General features: G+C 47.4%; 14 protein-coding genes. 2 read left to right on the top strand and 12 right to left on the bottom strand.

From position 1 onward, the window contains the following. Positions 1 to 36: 36 nt before the first annotated feature. Complete coding sequence (locus AC1DF0_RS04705; protein WP_477573216.1) at positions 37 to 1,221, bottom strand: ATP-grasp domain-containing protein; 1,185 nt, start codon at positions 1,219 to 1,221, stop codon at positions 37 to 39. A 153-nt stretch (positions 1,222 to 1,374) separates the two neighbouring features. On the opposite strand from AC1DF0_RS04705, the gene AC1DF0_RS04700 reads away from it, so the two are divergent. Beyond that, positions 1,375 to 2,124, top strand: a complete 750-nt coding sequence (locus AC1DF0_RS04700; protein ID WP_442048604.1) for a YheC/YheD family protein — start codon at positions 1,375 to 1,377, stop codon at positions 2,122 to 2,124. A gap of 60 nt (positions 2,125 to 2,184) precedes the next feature. On the opposite strand, the gene AC1DF0_RS04695 is transcribed toward AC1DF0_RS04700, so the two are convergent. The 7 genes from AC1DF0_RS04695 to AC1DF0_RS04665 all read right to left on the bottom strand — a co-directional run bounded on the left by AC1DF0_RS04695 (position 2,185) and on the right by AC1DF0_RS04665 (position 12,448). Beyond that, the gene (locus AC1DF0_RS04695) at positions 2,185 to 2,685 is read right to left on the bottom strand and encodes a hypothetical protein (protein ID WP_477573215.1); all 501 of its coding nucleotides are present in this window, start codon (positions 2,683 to 2,685) and stop codon (positions 2,185 to 2,187) included. Then, on the bottom strand, positions 2,675 to 4,435 hold the full coding sequence (locus AC1DF0_RS04690) for a sensor histidine kinase (RefSeq protein ID WP_477573214.1): 1,761 nt from the start codon (positions 4,433 to 4,435) through the stop codon (positions 2,675 to 2,677). Before AC1DF0_RS04690 ends, AC1DF0_RS04695 begins: the two co-directional genes overlap by 11 nt. Continuing rightward, complete coding sequence (locus AC1DF0_RS04685) at positions 4,432 to 5,112, bottom strand: response regulator transcription factor (RefSeq protein WP_477573213.1); 681 nt, start codon at positions 5,110 to 5,112, stop codon at positions 4,432 to 4,434. Before AC1DF0_RS04685 ends, AC1DF0_RS04690 begins: the two co-directional genes overlap by 4 nt. Positions 5,113 to 5,329: 217 nt before the next feature. Next, positions 5,330 to 6,466 carry a response regulator gene (locus tag AC1DF0_RS04680; protein WP_442048600.1) on the bottom strand — a complete coding sequence of 379 codons (1,137 nt, stop codon included), beginning with the start codon at positions 6,464 to 6,466 and terminating at the stop codon, positions 5,330 to 5,332. Further along, on the bottom strand, positions 6,463 to 8,265 hold the full coding sequence (locus AC1DF0_RS04675) for a sensor histidine kinase (protein ID WP_442048599.1): 1,803 nt from the start codon (positions 8,263 to 8,265) through the stop codon (positions 6,463 to 6,465). Before AC1DF0_RS04675 ends, AC1DF0_RS04680 begins: the two co-directional genes overlap by 4 nt. 129 nt (positions 8,266 to 8,394) lie before the next feature. Beyond that, the gene (locus AC1DF0_RS04670; protein WP_442048598.1) at positions 8,395 to 10,098 is read right to left on the bottom strand and encodes an S-layer homology domain-containing protein; all 1,704 of its coding nucleotides are present in this window, start codon (positions 10,096 to 10,098) and stop codon (positions 8,395 to 8,397) included. A gap of 22 nt (positions 10,099 to 10,120) precedes the next feature. Continuing rightward, positions 10,121 to 12,448, bottom strand: a complete 2,328-nt coding sequence (locus tag AC1DF0_RS04665) for a hemoblobin-interacting domain-containing protein (protein WP_442048597.1) — start codon at positions 12,446 to 12,448, stop codon at positions 10,121 to 10,123. Between the two features lie 913 nt (positions 12,449 to 13,361). On the opposite strand from AC1DF0_RS04665, the gene AC1DF0_RS04660 reads away from it, so the two are divergent. Next, the gene (locus AC1DF0_RS04660) at positions 13,362 to 14,075 is read left to right on the top strand and encodes a DUF4386 domain-containing protein (RefSeq protein ID WP_477573212.1); all 714 of its coding nucleotides are present in this window, start codon (positions 13,362 to 13,364) and stop codon (positions 14,073 to 14,075) included. Here AC1DF0_RS04660 and AC1DF0_RS04655 read toward each other — a convergent pair. The 4 genes from AC1DF0_RS04655 to helD form a co-directional block, all read right to left on the bottom strand. Continuing rightward, positions 14,050 to 14,628, bottom strand: coding sequence for a Crp/Fnr family transcriptional regulator (locus AC1DF0_RS04655; protein ID WP_477573211.1), 579 nt, complete (start codon positions 14,626 to 14,628; stop codon positions 14,050 to 14,052). The genes AC1DF0_RS04660 and AC1DF0_RS04655 overlap by 26 nt on opposite strands. A gap of 16 nt (positions 14,629 to 14,644) precedes the next feature. After that, on the bottom strand, positions 14,645 to 16,195 hold the full coding sequence (locus AC1DF0_RS04650; protein WP_477573210.1) for a tetratricopeptide repeat protein: 1,551 nt from the start codon (positions 16,193 to 16,195) through the stop codon (positions 14,645 to 14,647). 5 nt (positions 16,196 to 16,200) lie between these two features. Next, a complete protein-coding gene (locus AC1DF0_RS04645) occupies positions 16,201 to 16,653 on the bottom strand; it encodes a helix-turn-helix domain-containing protein (RefSeq protein ID WP_475822896.1) in 453 nt (150 codons plus the stop codon). A gap of 171 nt (positions 16,654 to 16,824) precedes the next feature. Next, complete coding sequence (gene helD / locus AC1DF0_RS04640) at positions 16,825 to 19,245, bottom strand: RNA polymerase recycling motor HelD (protein WP_477573466.1); 2,421 nt, start codon at positions 19,243 to 19,245, stop codon at positions 16,825 to 16,827. Between the last annotated feature and the right edge of the window lie 143 nt (positions 19,246 to 19,388).

The raw sequence follows: 19,388 nt of genomic DNA, 5'->3' as shown, positions 1-19,388 counted from the left end.
GCCTTGATAACAAGTCGGGGGCTGCTTCATGCAGCCTTATTCGAATCCCAGCGTTAGCATATGCCGTTCCGTTTCCAACACATCCGCCTTGGACTTGCCAACGACTGCGCCTGATAAGAAGATCGGCTTATCCGCAGTCTGCATCGCCGGGTTGTAGATACATAGCGGCAGCAGCCGTTTATCCGCTATCAACGATCGAGCATGCAGTTCCAATTCATCGAAGCTCAGATTCGACTTCCATTTCCTCGCTTTCATCACCGTCGCCCCCCACTCCACTGCGACACTATTCTGAAAGAGAAGCGCCACCATCGACCCGTTCTGCCGGAAGTTCAGATCGATGATATAAATGTCATTATCCTCCGTAATAACCGTATCAATACCCGCGAATCCGTAGTAACCCTGTGCTGCCGCTTTGCGCATAACCTGCTTGCATAGATCGATCGCTTCGGCAGGCGGCTGGTCATGCATATCCATCCAGTTCCCCGAATATTTCCCCTGTTTATTTATAATCTGCTCGGCCGAGCCCAAATACACCAGTTCCCCCTCAACCGTTTGTGCGAACTGAATGCAGAAATTTTTACGGATATCGAGATACTGCTCCATAACAACGTAAGAACAGGAGGCGAAAAGCTCCTTAGCCTGCTCTAATTCCGCAGGTGAATAACAAATAACAACCTCGATTCCCCCGCCGTTAGGCTGATCGGTAGCTGCTTTGACTACATAGGGATAATCAAAAGCATCTCGGTCCTTGTTCAAAAATTGTTCTATCGATAATAGAACGCGGTTTGGAACATGTCGCCCTGGTACGAGCTCAGACAAATTCCGCTTATTGTTGAGAAATAATAGCAGCTCCCTCTCTATCCAATATTGTTCCGCCTCGAATTCATTCGGCAGATGCGCGTAATTGAATATGACGTTTTTGCCGTCTTGCTGCAATTCATTCAATAATGCATAGTAGCTGTCAGCATTCGTGTAAGTAAGCAGTTTGGCCCCGACTTGGTGGCCGGCGGCTTGGAGCACGTCGAGACAGCAATCTCTCCCCACATCCGTATGACACAACATCGGTATGTCTCCGGCTATCGTCAGCAAGCTGCCGGAGGATGAGTCCTGGCCAAGCTCGCCAGGAAGCCACTGGCTGTTATGATACGAGCCTCTGCCATTCATGACATATCCACGGCCGAAAACTTGTTCAAGCGTAAGAAGCGGCTCCAATTCTACCATTCCCTTCGATTCACATTACTCAGAAGCTAGTTTATTCGATCTAGCAGAAATGAACCGTAGGTTACCATCTATTTTCTAACAATCGGGCGAACGACCAGTCATGCGCGATCGCTCTCTCGTATAGTAAATAGACTATGGAGCGAGGGTGTGGTTATGATAGCAAGCGAATTGCGAAGGAATAAGTGGTATAAGCATCAGCTATTAATGAACAGTCCAGCGTTGGTCGGATTTCTTCCTAAATCATACAGATACTCGTCCGCTAATCTATGGAAATTGCTGAATCTTTATCCGGATATTATTTTGAAGCCGGTTGTCGGCTCCGGCGGCGTCGGCATCATTAAAGTGTCGACAGTAAGTGACGGGGTTTACCATGTACAGACATCGGGGGTTAATGAAAAAGCCGCCGGACGCGACGCACTGATCGCCTTAATCACTAGATTAAAGGGGAAGCGGACGCTCATTATCCAATATTGCATCGCGCTCGCTAGCGTCGAAGGCAAGCTGATCGATTTTCGCTACATCGTACAGCGCGAGAAAGGCGAATCCAAATGGATCATTACCGGCAAGTATGCCAAGATCGGCAAGAAAGGCTCAATCGTCACGAACCTCCAGCAAGGGGCGAATGTCGAAACGGTTCGAAGAGCGCTCCAGCAAGCGCATATCAAAAACATCGGGAAAACGATGGCCGACCTCGATTATTTGTCGCTCAAAGCGTCCAAAGTATTCTCTCGTACCTTCAAAGCGCAGACGATCTGGGGCTACGATCTCGCAGTCGATGTGAACGGCCGCGTATGGATGATTGAAGCCAACTGCACACCGATGGTAGGCGGCTTCCGCTACTTGAAGGATCTCAGCATGTATCGAACGATTCGAAGATACCAAGCTATGAATCGAAAGCAATAATGAATACAGCGAAAGGCACCCGTCAGCCGGGTGCCTTAGTTGCGTTATGAAGCTATGATATCAGTTCAACGTGATCTCTTTCTTCCAAGTCAGCTCCTTGCCCGCTTCATTTCTGAAGATGAAGATAACCTCGCCCTTCTCATCCTTCATCGTATCCGGATAGAAGAAACCCATGAATTGTCCGTCTCCGCTAATATAAAATCCGTCTTCTCCGTTGCCTCCATGGGCAATTGCATCCTGGATGGAATTAATGATTTTGTTAGACCCGGAAACCCACTGCATTTCTGCTAGAGCATATCCTTCAGGAAGCTGCTTCACTGTAAAATCAAAGCTATTCCCTTCGATTGGCTTCGGGGTCTGATCAATGATGATCAAAATTTCGTTATCTGCGTCTGCCTTATCGTCGTCGGCTGGTTTATCGGTATTCGCCGGACTGGAAGCCTCCGGCTTCGACGTCGCCGCGTCCGCAGGCGCTTCAGCGCCCGTTTTCGTGCCGCATGCACTGGCTAGAAGAAGCACCAGCATAGTGAATACGAGTAACATATATTTTTTAGTTTTCATTGGGATTTTCCCTGCTTTCGTTTAAGTTAAAAGAAAAGGCAACGCCTGATATCGTGTTCGTCGCACCATACTCGCTCCCGTGCAGCTCTAGAATATGCTTCACAATGGCAAGTCCAAGACCCGTCCCGCCGGATTTGCGATCCCGGGAACGCTCGGCCCGGTAGAATTGATCCCATATTCGGCTCAAATCTTCCTCGGCAATGGGCGACCCTAAATTTTCAATCGTTGTCGATACTTTACCTCCGGATGTTCGTCTAACACTGATTGTAATGGTACTATTCTGCGTCGCATGACGGATGGCATTGCTCAGTAAGTTTAATACGACCTGCTCCATCCTTCTAGCGTCCGCCATAACGAACATTGGTTTCTCTTCATCCACGATGAATCGAATGGCTAGCTGCCTGCTCTCCAACTGCTGGTCGAACGAATCGGCCGCCTTCCGAATGAGAGTCGTCAGCAATAGTCGTCTAGGCTGCAACTGGACAGCCTTCACCTCGAATTTGGAAAGCTCCAGCATATCCATTATGAGCGCATTCATCCGATCCGTCTCATTCACGATTAAGGCTAGATATCGGTCTCTCTTGTCGCTTGCCACCTCGTCCTGCAGCCCTTCCGCAAACCCTTTGACGATACCAAGCGGAGTCTTGAGCTCATGGGATATGTTCGCGATCAGCTCTTTGCGAAGCTCCTCGGACCTTTCCTTCTCTCTCATATCCTGCTGCATCTGCGTATTGGCAAGCGTAAGCTCCTGCAAAGCGCTGTCCAGATTTCGGGATAATAAGGTCATATTGCGCGATAGCTCGCCAAACTCATCCTTCGTATGGATGGATGGCTGCTCGGTAAAGTCCAGCCGAGCGAGTCGCTCTGCAGAACGGCTTAGCTGCACGAGCGGACGAGAGACGATTTTTGAATAGATCATGGACAGAAGAATGACGAGCACGACGATGATCGGCGCAATATAGAAGACATATTGCTTTAATATCCCGACCGCTTCCCCGACAGGCTGGAGGGAGGTCATCGCGATAAAGTAACGCGCTCCATGGCTGTCCTCCGGCAATGCTCGGATGAGCACGGCATACTCGACTCCGCTCCATTCATCCCTCCAATCCATCTGTATGACTGATCCGCTTTGCAAACGAGGAAGGAAGGAACCCGCTTCCGGTACCCACTTGCCAAGCGCGTCGTCAATCATCGTATCTTGATACAGAGGGTTGTAAGAGCGTTTCTCGGGCAACAGCACATCGGCTATCTTCCCCGTTACGCGTACCATACCGACCTCCGGCTCGGAGCTTGTCGGACTTATGACGACCGGATGCATTACGGTATCCTTCTCGTCCATGAAGATGCCGTCTATCGCCAGCTTATCGCCTTTCTGAAGCCCTTGCGGGATCGCATCCATCGTCATCCTGGCTGTCGGAATCAGGATCGTAACGATCTTCCCCTCCGTGTCCAGCTTCACATAATAAGGATTTAAAGTTAAACGTTCGAACCGGCTATTCAAAACAGCCGTGCTCGCATCGTTCTCATTCATGAATGTGCCGAGCAGCGGCGAGACGAGACGTCCGCTCTCCTCGGATTGCCGGAATCGTTCCGCGAATTGATTCATATTCCGCTCAAGGGTATCCGTCTTGGAAGCCCGGTAGAACCGTTCGAAGAACAAGCCTTCCGCAAGCATGACTAAGGAAAAAACAATTAAGATCAGAACGGACGTAACAATGAACAGCTTACGAACGACGCTATGCTTTCTCATGCTTCCAGCTCAAACTTATAGCCCGCACGAATGACGGTGCGAATGTAGCGGCCTTCATCTCCAAGCTTAGCTCTAAGCTTCTTAACATGCGTATCTACGGTACGCAAGTCGCCATAATAATCGTAACCCCATACCGCATCCAAAATATATTCCCGGGACACTACCTTTCCATAATGCTTGGTGAGAAAGAGCAGCAATTCATACTCCTTCGGCGACAATGGAATCGCCGCTCCCATTATGGTTACCGTATGAGCCATTCGGTTGACGAGCAGATCGCCATAGCTGAGCACGTCGCCTTGCTGTCCCATCGTACCCTCTTTCCTCTTCATTAAAGCAGTTGCCCGGGCGACCAGCACCCTCGGACTTAAAGGCTTCGTCACGTATTCGTCCGCTCCAAGCTCGAATCCCATCATTTGATCATCGTCCTCCGACCGTGCCGTAATGATGATGATCGGAACATCGGATTTCTCTCGAATGCGCCTGCATAACGACCAGCCGTCCATTTCCGGCATCATAATGTCTAGGACGACAAGGTCGACGGAAGTCCGTTCGAATAATTCCAGCCCGACTCTCCCGTTCTCCGCCTCGTACACCTGCCACTGTTCTTTTTTGAAATAGTCCGTTATAAATTCACGCATAAGCATATCGTCTTCGACTAATAGTATCTTCCGATTCATGGCAGTACGCTCCGTATCTACACGCTATCTTTGTTCCATAATGTAAGCCTGGACAGCAATTCTTATACCCTATCTATTAAACCGATCCTTATTTGACTGACTCACCTCCGCGTGTTCTTCTAAGTGTAAATATAGAGGACTGCTGTGTACATCGTGTGTACGTTGCAAGAAGGTTGGATGTACAACCAAAAAGGCCACCTCGCGGTGACCCCATCTCTTACAAATCCATATTGTCCAACAACTGCTCGTACAGCACCGTAACCTCTCTGGACGGTGCTACACCTATTTCTTGCTGCAGCCTTTCAACGAATTGCAGGTAATGCAACGTTAGCGCTTCTTTGTGTTTCTGCATGGCCAACGCCTTCATAAGCTGCATAATCGTTTCTTCATCTATCGGATTGCGCCCCTTGAGCTTCAGAAGGAGCCGAACGGCTGTATCCATATCTCCGTTATCATAGAGGGCCTGACATAATCGTCGACAGAAGGAATGATACATCAATGATACTCGCTCCACTTCGTTCAATGCCCAATTAAAAGCATACTCTCCGAAAAGCTCTCCCGTATATGACTGTTCGAGCTGCAAAGCCTGATCGATATTCACTTCATTGACGATAGCCATCTTCCTAATATCCTCTTCAAAGATATGAAAATCGACACGCACACGGCTAAGATTAAGTCCGTAATGGCTAATATCCGAATGCAGGCTTTCCTTTAACCCGTACTGATCCAGCACTTTGCGCAGCTTATATACCGTTGTATTTAAGTATATTTCCGCGTTTTTCTGCTCCATGCCGCTGAATATATCGTCGATCAGTCTCGCCCTGGATACAAGCCTGCCTCTGTGCATAAGCAAATAACCGAATAGCTCTGCGCTTTTACTTGATTTCCATTTGACCCTGTTACCCTGCTCGCTTCGAATATCGATTCCGCCCAAGCAATTAAATAAAACGGTCTCGGATATCTGCTTCGAATCCGCATGGAGCACGCGCTCAGAATGACTCTCTGCCAGAGCCCTTTGAACGGTTTTTTGAAGCCTTTCCTGAACAACGGGCTTCACAATATAATCAAAGGCATATACGTCGAAAGCGTGCAGCGCATAATCCTTGTGGGAGGTTATAAATACGAGCTTCGTTTGTTTGCCGCTCTCCCGCAGCCTCTCGGCAAACTCTAATCCGCTTTCCCTTGGCATGCTGATATCTAGAAAGACGATGTCTACCTCATGGTTCTTCATATATGTAAATGCGGTTCCCGTCTCCAGAAAGAAACCCGCTATTTCAATGCCTTCCATTTTACCCAGCATTCGCTTCAGAATTAAGTGCATCGCCTTCTCATCGTCGATTACAATAACTTTCATAGGGCTTCTCCTCCAATGCTCAAGGCTCGCGCTGGTAATGATTCCCGGGAAGCTGGAATAGAGAAATAAAACGTGCTTCCCTGCTCAGGAGCGCTGTCGAACCATATTTCCCCGCCGTTTAATCGGACGAACTCCCTGCACATGGCCAGCCCTAGACCTACACCCCGCTCTCCGGCTGTCCCCACAGATGAGCTCGGATACGTTTCGTTAAGTAACGTTCGGGCTTGATCAGGGGATATCCCTTCTCCCGTATCGCTTATAGCTACGATCATTTGATTGCCCTTCACGCTTGCTTTCAACGTAATTCTACCGCCGAGATCTGTAAATTTAATCGCATTGGACAGCAGGTTTCGAATAATTAAATCAAGCATTTCCTTATCGGCATACACGTACGAGCGGTCTGGTATATCAGATACGATTTGGATGCGCTTTCCTTCGCTGCGAACATGCAGTAAACGCAAGTTTTGCTGCACCACATGACCTAAATCCCTTTCCATGGGGTGAAAAACAAAACCCTTTTGTTGACTGCGAAACCAATCCAGCAAGCTCTCCACTAAAATAAACGTGTTCTCGATTTGTTGTTTCATTTCCAACACGATTTCATCCGGGCTTTCTCCCCGTGCATGGATTTCTTCCTCCATTAATTCCATCAAGTTGATGAGTACGGCGAGAGGATCGCGGATATCATGCGCGACCACATTGAACATTTTATCCTTGAACGTATTCAGCTCACTCAGCTTTCTTGCATTCTCCAGCACTTTCTCCTCGGAGCGCACCATTTCCGTCACATCGCTTAATAGAAGCGCTTTGCCGACCGGCTTTTGATTTTTATTATTGAAATAAAATAAATGGACATTATAAAAAGCGACGGCCTCCGAATCTACAAGGCGCACTCTGCTTTCTAAGGAAGGCTTTTGAATCGTTTTGGCTAACAACACGGGGTATTGGGCTAATATTTGGTCAGCAGGCTGGCCGATTAACAATTTGTTCAATCCACCAATTATACGTTCCGCCGACTGATTATAGCTTGTTAGAATATTGTCCATATCCATTATGATAACTGCATCCTGCATCGATTCGAATACCTTTTGCGATGCCAGAGGAGCTAGTCTCAGCATGTTGAATTGATAAATACCCCACATATAGAATACACCTGACAATACAAATCCAAAGGGTGATAGATCGATAGGCATATCAATCAACCCGCTTAAGTAAACCAAAGTGAATCCGTAGGGCCCCCACGAACCAATAATCATAAAGGCGATTTGTTTTTTCATACGGGGCGTAGCTTTCATGAACATTTGGATCAACATAACCATGCCTATTACAAATAGGGAATAGGCATATACAACATGAATATAGTACAGCGGTCCCTTTGCCAAGACGGCGAGCGGCATGCCTCTCCATTCATCGATCGTCATACTCGTATAGAAAAAATGATGCCACTCGTTCGTCAAATGAGCGATATAGGTAATAATAGGACTGACCATCAGCCATGCAACAACTTTTCTGCTCACCCATGCTTGCCGGCCCGTATATTGCAGCACCATTATTCCCCAAAATACAGTAGAGAAAGAAATTCCGATGTATTCCAGACGAAGCCAGAAACGAATATGCTCCAAATTGATGCTAATGATCTCAAAGGCATATCCCAACGAATAAAACGCGCTGACCAGCATACCCAGTCCATAGCTTCTTGCAATGGGAAGTTCTCTCTTATTCCAGGATAGGTAGGAAATAATTAATGTACAGCAGGTAGCTGCGATGAGTAGAGCTGATAAATACAAGTTATATTGCACCGATGCCAGCTCCCGACAAAATATGTGATGTTTCGCTATGCAACTAATGTTAACAGAATATAGAATTTAATCTACAAAAAAGAGTGCCAACCAAAGGCTAGCACTCCCTTTCAACGAACTTTCTGCCGTTTAGTTTATAAAGGCTGCATATTGCAATAACCGCTTCAGCATGACAACCGCTTCAGCACGAGTAGCATTTGCCGAAGGAGCAAACGACCCGTCTGTCCGACCTGTAATGATCTTCGCTTCAATGGATTGCGCTACAGACTTCTGCGCCCAGCTGCTTATGTCTTCATAATCAGTGAATACAGCCAAAGATTGATTGTGCTGCTCTTCGACATGAACCGTTTTGCCTGCTGCTGTTATAGCTCTTGCCACCATAACGGCCATTTGTTCACGAGTAATCGTATCGTTTGGCTTGAAGCTGTTATCGTTATAGCCTTCAACCAGCTTAGCTTTCACAGCTGCGCCGATGGCGCCAGCGAACCAATCGTCCGTGCTTACATCCTTGAAATTAGTGGAAGGCGTTTCCACCGACAAGCCTAAGGAACGGACTAATAATGCTGTGAATTCCGCTCTCGTAATTGGTTTGTTCGGAGCAAACTGGTTATCCGAAACGCCCTTAACGATCAGCTTGGAAGCCAGCAGTTCAATATCCTTGTTAGCCCAATGGGTGCTGGTATCATTAAATGTTCTCGTTAGGGAAAGGGCGGTATATATACTGTTGCCGTTCCGTTTAAACGTAATCTTTGTCGTGCCGTCTTTCTGCTTTTCGAACGTAGCCGGTACGAAGGAAAATTGACCTGTCACCGGATCGTACAGAACAACGGTTGCATGAGCATTATCCGCCGTGCTGTCCAATACGATGTTTCTATCGACATAGACAGATCCGAATTGGTTCAACTCGATTGATTTTCCATTACCTGCAACGGTGATCGTGAATTGAATAGCCACTCCAAGCTGGGAAGCGTCCAAATCAAGCGCCTTTTCTTTAATCTGGGCATTGATATCCGCCGCAACTGTCGAAATATTCACTTGGATACTGATCTTATCCAGTGTAGTGCCCAAACTTTGCGCAAGTGCAGCAAAATCGATAATACTTAGAGGCAAAGAATACTCCCCGTCCATCGTTTGCAAGGAAACAATCGTGTCCGGCGCGCCTTGTGCAGCAGCAGCCAGGATTGCTGCCGATAGATTGAACTCAACGCCCTCTCCTGGTTTATTGCTGTAAGCAATATAAACAATCGGAGTATCACCATGGTTATCCTGACGCGCCGCTTCGGCGAGGGCAGCAGCAAGAGCAGCATCGTCTTGCTTAACAATGTTTGTTACTCGACCATTCGCATCCTTTGAAGGATCGACAACATTGTTGCTGGTATCAACGACAACCGGATTGGCATTCGTTTCACCCGGCGTTACAGGACGGCTCGTATCAGGTGCTGTTTCAGGAGGCGTAATCGTTCCTATCGGATCACCGCCACCACCTGTACTAGCCGACTTAACAACAAAGTCCACCGTGTCGACTTGGTCCGCCTGTCCGGCAACGACCTTATACGTTCCTTTAGCCTCGCTGTCGGCAAGAGTAAACGAAACGGAAAATTGTCCGCCGCTTGTTTGTACGATATCGTAAAACAAAACGCTGTTGCTAGGACGCAGCACTTTAACAATGACTTCAGTCAGCGTAGTTGTGCCGGAAATAACAACGGAGTCGCCCTGCTCAACTGCTGCAATCGGATTTAACTCGATCTCAGAACTGCTCGCATAAGCTGCAACAGGAACTAGAGATAAACAAAGCATAAGAGCTAGTAGGATACTTAGCTTGCGGAATTTCACTTGTTGGTTCCTCCTTTTCCAATTAGTTAGGATAGTTGTTTTCGGCCGCTTGGATTAGAGCCAGTTCAAATTCGCTTTGCGTCTTCACCGTAGCTAGATTTAATCCGACATAAGCAGGATCGTTGTTATAATGGCTGACTACATAAGCTTTGACCGTGTAATCTGAATTTGTAGCCGCATCGCTCACGTTGAAATTGGCGGAATACGTGCCTGTGCCGATTTTCAAATCTGCTGCTACGATGCTAACCGGCGTTTGTCCGTCGAACAATTCGAAGATAATCGTTTGATTGCCGATGGTGTCGTCATTATAGGCATTGCTAAGCAAATTTAATGTAGCCGTAATGCCGTTTGTTGCGGTTACTACCGGAGCCGTAATATAGAATAGTTCGGACGATCGATAGCTGTTTCCGCTGAGCTCTTTTTCGCTATAGCCCGCCGCATTAATTCGAATATAATAATAGCTGCCCTCTTGGAAAACACCTTGCTTAACTATGAACTTACCCTCAGATAAAACATATTCCGAGCTGTTTAACTGTCTATATGTGTCGTAATTATTATCATAAATCATGACCGAGCCTACATTGGATCTCCAATCGGAATTGTCCTCGAATACGAATTCGCTTGCTGCGTTGCTAAGGAAATAGCCTGTCATATCAGGCGTGTTATAAGCAATCGCTTCATTTAATTCAATATTGGCGTCTCCATATCCATGAACATCCCTTACTGTATTCGCAGCGATCTTGACTCTTATCGAGCCGCCTGTTTTCCGCTCGGCAAAAATAATCATTATTTTATCCTCTGCCATCGTTACAACATCATCTGCTTCTAAGGGCGAGAAGGTTAATCCGTTATCCATTGATAGGGTAATACGATCTTTCAAGTGCGAGCCCTGTGCATCAAGAGTAAGATCGACTAATTCGCCCGAGCGCGTGCTGATATCAATACTTAAGAAACGGCCGTCTTTCGAGAAATATCCTGAATTAATATAAGGATGTATATAGTCGTCCACGTTAACCCATTGAGTCTCAATCTGACCATTATACATATTTCCAGCCCTATCACTCATGACGTTCATTCCATAGAAGTAAAAAACACTGACACTGCCGGCTGGTAAAGTTGGGAAGTGAATGTTTACGACAGAACCGGAGATGGTCACCGTCGCATCCGCAGGAAGCCCGTGATAATATCCGTAGTAATTTAGATACAGCCTTACACTTTGTTTGAAATACGCGATGTCTTCTTCATTGATCGTTACCTCTTCGTCAAAGATCAAAGCTAAATCATGCAAGGAATTGGTAAATAAATAATTCACAAGCTTAGGCGGCGTTTGATCGTCTTCCAGCTCATGGGCTTGAATCAAAGCCGATGCTCGGGAGCTATTCTGAACATTCCCGTAAGCGTCCTTAAGCGTATTGCCCTGTATAATGATTTGATTGGAATCCCCGTACAAAGCCGTTGCAAAGTGAATATGCAGTTGGTTGGCAACAATCGATACGGTATCGCCTTCTGCTAAGCCCTCGCTGTTTGAATTGGTGTTTCTTGCTAAGTAAATATAGTTCTTTAAGTAGTTATTTGTATGGTCAAACACATTCTTATTGAAAGTAATCGTTACATCACGATTGTCGCTGCTAATTTCGGCGCTTTCGATGACAGGAGGACTAACCTGTACATTCATTTCCGCATTCAGGTTGCCTGCTTCATCTATTAAAGTGCCGGCTGCGATTTTGATAACCGTATTCGGGCCTGCAATGATGCTCACATCGTTATCATAGGACAAGTAAATTTGAGCTGCATCTTCTTGGTAGGCCTGGCCAGCTTGCGAAGTAAAGGGTACGAACGCTCCCCCCTCAGACGAAATACTAATGCGGCTTGCTAAGAAAGTATCGGCATTGCCCCCGTTAGGCACATTAATCGTAAAACTCTCATCAAATTTCAAATACACATCATCGCCATCGGACGATTCGGCGCCCACAAAAGCTGGCGGAGTAATATCGTGTGCCGTGATATTGTTGACGGTTATGTCAGCAACCGAGCTGACGCTGTCTCTATTCATAACGGAGCCCGCCTTAACCGTAACGGCATTGGAGGCACCCTCGAGCGCCGTATCGAGCGTAATAACTAATCGGCTGACTTCCTCTTCCTCATCCTCTATTATACTGATTTCATTGTCAGCATCGTCCGTTAAAAGACTAACAGCTGTATCGGAACCCGAACGTTCAATTTCAATGTTCGATATTAGATCGACCAAAGAAACCGTTGGAGTCGCATACGTATTAAACGTAACGGTTACAGTAGTGTTGTCGCCGCTTACTGCTGCTGTTGCCGATGTAATAGAATCAGCTCCAGCCATTGCGTGACTTGCTCCAGGAAAGACCGTCAAAACTGTGGTCAATACCATGACAACTGCCATCCATTGTGACATCATTCGCTTAATGCTTGAATTGCTTTTCCCATCTCTTATTACCATGTCTTTTCTCCACTCCCAATTAATAAAAATTAAAAAAATTTGTTTTGTACCCATGATGTAGACAAGTATATTCCTTCCCGATGACTACAAAATGACAAACTACGACATAAAAACATGCAACAAGACAAGGCGAATTAGCTTATGCCGTCCTTTGGTGGCGGGTCAAAAAACGATCTCCCACATTCTGTTGAGAGGGAGATCGCTTAGTGGTAGCCCTTTTGTACGTATGCAGCTAGCCGTTAGCCAGACTGCTATGTTGGATTTTTGCAGTAACTTAAGTGGAAATTCATGGTGGAGAAGCTGAGTCCGTATACTTGTGTAATAAGCTAGGATCTCATCGGAAGAGGGCCAAGCGGGCCGTCGAGGCCGGCGAGCAATTAGTGAGGATCGCGGAGGAAAGAGCAACTCTCCATATGGTCGGCTATCACAAACGTTCCGACCCCGCGATGGAGCACGCAGGAATGGAAGCAAAGCGTTGAATACGGCAAACTGCAATAAACGGGGAAAGCGACAGCGGCATCACCGTTGCGCTGGAGATGGCCCCTTACCACACCTCGATCGAGTGGCATGAAAGCTTGCTCGTCTGCTTCGATCGCTGCCGTACGCGGCGAGCGCCCGGCCCCTTGCGAGTCGAAGGAAGCGCTGGAGGACCTCAAGATCGCCAGAGAGTATATTCGTTTGATGCGGCAATACCGATAGAAATGATTTTTTGTTGTCCGTCTTGATTTAAGTCAATGCCTCCCTATGATCCTCCAAGTATGATGAAACCATATTGGATAATAGGGAGGTTGTTTAAATGATTCATATTCAAGCCGAAAACATCGGTCATCGACCATCCGCTCTAGCTGCCGGCATAACGCTAATCATTATGGCCATCGCGGCGTTTTTTTGTTATGGCTATGCTCATGGAAGTCTGGTCGTACAGGGGGACCCCGCCGCTACATGGGATAATCTCCTATCGTCGGAGCTCCTGTTCAAAGCCGAGATCCTGGGCTGGCTCCTGATCCTGATTTGCGATATCGTAGTCGCCTGGGCTTTCTACGTTCTGCTTAAACCGATCAACAAGAACATTTCCTTGCTAGGCGCCTGCTTCCGTCTTATTTATACGGCTATATTGGGCGTTGCCCTGCTCAATCTCATTTTTGCCATGCTGCTCGCTTATAATCCTTACTATTTATCCGCACTAAAGACGGATCATCTCCAAGCATATGTGATGCTTTCACTGGAAGCCTTTGAAACGATGTGGTCGGTCGGTTTAGTTATTTTCGGCGGACATCTCATGATTGTCGGTTATTTGGCTCTGAAATCCAACCGCATACCTAAGATCCTCGGTGTCCTCATGCTGCTTGCTTCCTTCGGCTATATAACCATTCACTTAGGCACCGCGCTTCTACCACAATACGATCAAATGATATCGATCCTTAATTATGTATTTATCGCTCCCATGACAGCCGGAGAATTGGGTTTTGGGATATGGCTGCTGTTCAGAGGATGGAAACCCGCTTCTTAATTCGGCTTAATGACTCCGGAGTCATTCCGAGATAACTCGCTAATTGATGCTGGGGCACGCGATCGATCAACTGGGGGCGGTTTCGCAATAGAGCTTTAAACCTTTCTTCGGGCGTAGAAGCGACAAACGAAGCGAATTCCTCCTGTACAAGGCCAAAAAACTGCTCTACCATGATGCGGGTCATCGATTCCAATTGGTTGTATCGGCTGTACATGTCCCTTTCATGTTCAAGTATGCCAACAACTAATACCGAATCTTCAAGGCATGTAAACGTGTAATCCGAAGACTTATCCTCCTTATGGTGATTGAAGACCGAGATCGCTTGCTCTTCGGTATAAAAATTAGACGTAACCTCTTTCCCAAACTCATTAACGGAATATTGCCTGATGCAGCCTTTCAACACGAAATAACATTTGGAAGGAACGTCTCCCTGCGCAAGGAGAACGGTTCCTTTTTTGTATGACTCGATGGGGATTTGTTGGGCGATTTCCCGCTGTTCTTCGTCGCTAAGCGTTGTAAACTTGGTCATGTACTCGAACAATATACGCTCCATGCCCGACTCCCTCCTCCTACTTCAACCGGTTCAACAACGCCAAACCCTCATCATGATCAGGTTCCAGCTTTAACAATTCCCTCGTGTAACGCGAAGCCTCTTCATACATCTCAAGCTCCAAACAACAAATAGCCAAATAATAATATAAGGTTGAAATGCGTTCAGCCTGGTCTTCATGGACCGATACCTCCAAGAAAAACATGGCAGCTTCGTACATTTCCATCTCGAACAGCACCATTCCGGCATTGAGCGCCAGATCGTTGCGATGCTCGATGTCATAATACGATGACCACATGAGCTGTATGCCTCTCCATATATCCTGCATTTCTTCATCGTTCGCATCCGGCAACAGACGGGAGAGCTGCTTTTTACTCTGAATGAAAAATTCCGCATCATAGCCGCCCAAGCGCCAAAAGCTTAACAGCTGCTGGAAACCCATGCTTCCTAGATGAAGATCTACCCATTCCTTCAGGCTGAAAAATTCGTCCGGGCCAAAACGTTCGATCGACCGTCGATAAGCTAATCTTGTATTGCCATATTCCGTCGGCTCATCGGTGTGTATCAGGCAGCCCACATTTATGTTTTTATAATGATGCGAGGGAAACAAAACGGTAGCTCCCCGTTGTTCGAATACATGATTTATCGCATGGTAGTTGGCTGTAAGCGAGAAGCTTCCATGTACGACCAACTCAGGCGGATCTGCGAACTTCCAGTTATCAAGCAAGTGATCGCCTTTGTCCGCCGTCAGCAACAGAAAGCCCTCACGGGAAAGCAAATTCATTCTTTCCAAACAAGTGATTCCAACCTCAGGGAACAAAATATGCGAGTCCTCTAGCTGCTCCTGATACACCCTAATCACATCACGGTATGGATAATCCTCTGCTTCGTACTCCGGTGTACGTCTATGCTCATAATGCAGCTCTATTTGATCCAATAGCTGTGTCGGCGTAAGAGACTCTCTATCCTCTGGATATTCAACAAACACATCTGCCTCATAAATCTGGCCGTCACCGACATAAAGCAGCTCTTGCGGAATACTGTCAAAGAAGTAGTTGGCAACGATAACTATCGGTTGCTGCAGATCGCCCTCACTAACGGTTGTGCCGGACATCACGAGGTTTAATTCGGTATCGTGAACCGCATCGAAACGAGCAAAGTCGAGCAGCCCTTCGGCAATAAAAGCTTGCAGAGCAGGATGCTCCTTCCAAGCCATCACGTTGTGCATCGCCAAATCCGTCATTATATAGCGGAACGAGGGCAATGAAATGCCTGCGTAGTCCCTTAATTGACATAGCTCATGCAGCACATGGTAAGCAAGACGTCCCGCCCCCGCTCCAAGCTCCACAATAAGTACAGGCTCTGAACGATATCCCTTAGCAGCCCGGTCTTGAAGAAAGCCAAATATCATTTCCGCATAAGCGGCAGCAATCATCGGATTACTCGTTATATATTGAGGCACCTGGTCATTATTCCATGCCCTTATTCCTTTTTGCTCATAATAGCTCCGCTGTATCTCCCATATAGGAGCTTCACTGAAGCGATATCGTTGTTGTTTCTCAATCGTCATATGCGCTAACCCTCTTTATATTTTTCTTTCAATACGCCAGAACCAATCCCCGCACCGATCATCAAGATCAACGGCCCAAAGTTCCAAATAAACCACCCGCCGTACAACTCCATATCGAAGCCCGCCAATTTATTCAGTATGACAACCGCCAGCTTAATAATCAACAGAACGACGCCAATCAGAAATAAAACATCAAACATAAATTTCAGCCTTGGATATGCTAATTGCTTCCCGTCATGGATCACTTTTTTCGTCAACTCCTCATCGCTCCTTAATAGCTCGTCAATGGTCACTCCGAATAGATCGCTTACTTTAATAATGATTTCAATGCTCGGATAATTTTGATTGTTCTCCCACTTGGACACGGACTGTCGACTGACGAACAGCTTCTCGGCCAATTCCTCTTGCGACCAGCCTTTGTTTTTTCTCTCGATCTTCAACTTATCGCCAAATATCATATCAGCTATCACCTTCCCGCAATCTGTACCCCATTATTGTAAAATCCGATCCCAAAAGTAAAGCTACCTTTCGTTGCCGCCCTCCGCAACCTGCAGTTGCTATCAAGAAAAAAGCCTATTTGTGGGCTTCCTTCGAGGAATGCCTTACAAATAGACTCCTTACTTCATTTATTATTCCATCTCATACAGAGACGGATTCAATGATGCGATGTACGGTGTCCAATCTCCTGTCGTGTAAAGCAGAAGACGATGCATCGCTCGTGTACATGCTGTATAGAAGAGCTTCCGCTGGCTCTCCCGTTGGTACGACTCGGAAGAGGCATCGTAGATCAGCACCGCGTCGAACTCGACACCTTTGGCTAGATACGCAGGAATAACCATTACGCCTTTCTCAAAGGTAAGAGTCTCTTTCGTAATAAGCCGCAGCTCCCCACCGCCCTGTGCCTTCAATGCTTCATAAGCTTCACGGCTTTCCGCTGCAGTCTTCGTAATGATAGCGATGGAGTCGAAGCCTTCAGCTTGCAGTGCCGCAAGATCTTCATTGATTCGCGCCGCCCTCCTTGCATCATCGCCAGTCCTTAAGAGGTACGGCTTCGCACCGCTCCGCTCGAAAGGCACAATCTCTTCGCCAGGCAGCAGCGCCTTCGTGAACATTACAATCTCGCGGGTTGAACGATAGCTCCGAACAAGACGGATCAAGCTCGTGTCCTCTTCGCCGTAAAGCCGAATCAATGGCGAATCCGACTCGTGCAGATTCGTCGCTTGGGGGAAGATCGCCTGACCGAAATCGCCCAGCACCGTCATACTGGCCCTAGGAAACAGCTGCTTGAGGAACGAGAATTGGAAGGACGAATAGTCCTGACCTTCGTCGATAAATAGATGCCGAACCTCCATATTCATGCGAGTACCCTCTACGAGCTCTTTCAGATACAAGAACGGAGTCGCATCCTCGTAAAACAGTTCGTTCCGTTCCAGTTTCTCCTTCGTTTGCTTGCAGATTTCCGGCCAATGCGCAGGCACTTCAATCCCGCTTGTCATCTCCTGATAAGCGGCAGCATCACGGAACAACTGATTATAAAGCCCTACCACATCTATGAATACTAGCCTCTTCACGTCCCGTCTGAGCGGTTTGAAGGACTCCTTCACGATCATCCGGCGCAGCAGTTCCTCTTCTTCATCCTGCATTCGAAAGTCCGAATCATCGTCTTCATCCGCCTGCATCGCCTCCAGCATCTCCCTGTATTGTTCGTCGAAGGGCAGAACGACCGTTTCTTGCCCGTACTTCTTGCGCAGCATGCTGTAAGCCTCGGCATATTGGTCGTTGTCGAGATAGTCCAATTCATCCTGGACCCAGTTCGCGTCCTGCTCTTTACGTTCAAGTGACCGCAGCTCACCCATCAGCCATTCCTGCAGCAGAGCAACGCGATTAGCCAGTCGAATCGAACTGTCGTAGCTGTAGAATTGCGATTCGATTTGCTCCGCGGTGATCAGCTCCCGATCTCGAAGGCTAATGCCGCGGAATAACATGCCTTCCTTGCACAACCACTGCCCATAGCTTTGGAGTGCAGTCAGGAATGCTTCGGATGTCTTATATCGGATTCCGCTAAGCCGCGCTTCATAGCCCTCAGTACCTTCCCAACTTAGTACATACTCCATCTGCTCGAATGGGCTCTCTAGATTGAACGCAGTCCCTAACCAATGATCGAGATATTCCTGGAACGTCGTCTGCTGCATATTCTCTTCCCCGAGCTCCGGAAGAACCGTCGATACATAGCTGTTGAACATCGGATTAGGCGAGAAGAGGACAATTTGATCCGCCTTGAGCCTATTGCGGTATTTATATAATAAGTAGGCTACCCTCTGCAGTGCAGCAGACGTCTTTCCGCTGCCGGCTGCCCCTTGCACGATGAGCATTCGGCTCTTTACGTTGCGGATGATGGCATTCTGCTCCCTTTGGATGGTTGCTACGATGCTTTTCATTTGGTTATCGGCGCTCTTGCCAAGCACCTGCTGAAGCAACTCGTCGCCGATCGTTATGCTCGTATCGAACACATTGCGCAGCTGCCCGCCTTGGATCTGGTATTGCCGCTTCAGCGTCATCGTCCCCGAGACGGTGCCGCCCGGCGTTTCGTAGGCAGCTACCCCCGGCGAATGGTCATAATACATACTTGCAATAGGCGTTCGCCAGTCATACACCAGGAAGTCGATACCGTCTGCATCAACGAAGGATGCAACACCGATATAGATAGACTCGCTGGAACTTAGACCATCCTCATGAAAATCAATCCGGCCGAAATAAGGCGTCGGCAGCAGTCGCTTCATGCTCTTAAAGCGCAGCAGCCGTTGCCGATGGCTGCGCTCCCGCTCCGTCAATATTGCTTCTTGCTGCTTAATACTGTAGAAGCTGTCTTCGAAATCCTCATACGTACTCGTGTTGATCGTAACTTCTTCCCAGAACCGCTTGCGAATGTCAGCTACCTGGTTCCGAAGGCCTGTCACCTCCGGCTCCAATTCGGCGATTGCCGATCGCAGCTTCTCCGTAACCAGATCCAGCCGCTCCTGCTCTTGCTGCCAATCGTTCTCGTTTACCATGTTCACGACCACGCTCCTTGCTTAAGTAGAATGAAGAAAATAACGTTTGACAAACAACGATTCCACATGCTACAATTGTATTGTAGTTAAGATGCAATAAATATGTTTTATTTAAAAATAAGGCAATCGTTTTGTAAGCATAT

Source organism: Paenibacillus sp. 05T425, assembly GCF_056396205.1.
The sequence above is the reverse complement of the archived record's forward strand: the minus strand, read 5'-3'. Positions and strand labels throughout refer to the sequence as shown.

Coding starts and splice junctions, on each gene's coding strand:
- AC1DF0_RS04705 (WP_477573216.1), bottom strand. CDS start 1,221: ATGGTAGAATTGGAGCCGCTTCTTACGCTTGAACAAGTTTTCGGCCGT.
- AC1DF0_RS04700 (WP_442048604.1), top strand. CDS start 1,375: ATGATAGCAAGCGAATTGCGAAGGAATAAGTGGTATAAGCATCAGCTA.
- AC1DF0_RS04695 (WP_477573215.1), bottom strand. CDS start 2,685: ATGAAAACTAAAAAATATATGTTACTCGTATTCACTATGCTGGTGCTT.
- AC1DF0_RS04690 (WP_477573214.1), bottom strand. CDS start 4,435: ATGAGAAAGCATAGCGTCGTTCGTAAGCTGTTCATTGTTACGTCCGTT.
- AC1DF0_RS04685 (WP_477573213.1), bottom strand. CDS start 5,112: ATGAATCGGAAGATACTATTAGTCGAAGACGATATGCTTATGCGTGAA.
- AC1DF0_RS04680 (WP_442048600.1), bottom strand. CDS start 6,466: ATGAAAGTTATTGTAATCGACGATGAGAAGGCGATGCACTTAATTCTG.
- AC1DF0_RS04665 (WP_442048597.1), bottom strand. CDS start 12,448: ATGGCTGGAGCTGATTCTATTACATCGGCAACAGCAGCAGTAAGCGGC.
- AC1DF0_RS04660 (WP_477573212.1), top strand. CDS start 13,362: ATGATTCATATTCAAGCCGAAAACATCGGTCATCGACCATCCGCTCTA.
- AC1DF0_RS04655 (WP_477573211.1), bottom strand. CDS start 14,628: ATGGAGCGTATATTGTTCGAGTACATGACCAAGTTTACAACGCTTAGC.
- AC1DF0_RS04650 (WP_477573210.1), bottom strand. CDS start 16,195: ATGACGATTGAGAAACAACAACGATATCGCTTCAGTGAAGCTCCTATA.
- AC1DF0_RS04645 (WP_475822896.1), bottom strand. CDS start 16,653: ATGATATTTGGCGATAAGTTGAAGATCGAGAGAAAAAACAAAGGCTGG.
- helD (WP_477573466.1), bottom strand. CDS start 19,245: ATGGTAAACGAGAACGATTGGCAGCAAGAGCAGGAGCGGCTGGATCTG.